The following is a 235-nucleotide window of genomic DNA, read 5'->3' as shown; positions in this document are numbered from 1 at the left end:
ATCATGTCGTCGAGCTCTGTGAGCCGACGTGCACCCTTGGGCACCATCCGGGGAGTAAACGTGCCGGCACGATCCCTGGGCACGGTCACCTCAACTGCGCCGTAGCCAGAATTGACGGTCTTGGTGTACGACCCGTTACGGTGATTATTCTCCTGTGTGGTTTCGACCTGGGATTTCGCTTTGCGGTCGCAAAGGCCGTAGCCCAAGTGCGCATCCATCTCCGCCTTAAGACCAG

General features: G+C 58.7%; 1 protein-coding gene. It reads right to left on the bottom strand.

The annotated features are described in order from the left end of the window. Positions 1-235, bottom strand: a 235-nt coding sequence (locus QP324_RS12235; protein WP_284816258.1) for a transposase, incomplete at both ends; no start/stop codon positions are given.

Source organism: Corynebacterium sp. UMB0012 (assembly GCF_030216265.1).
Taxonomy (GTDB): Bacteria; Actinomycetota; Actinomycetes; order Mycobacteriales; family Mycobacteriaceae; genus Corynebacterium.
Note: the sequence above shows the minus strand (reverse complement) of the source record. Positions and strands in the feature narration are given on the sequence as shown.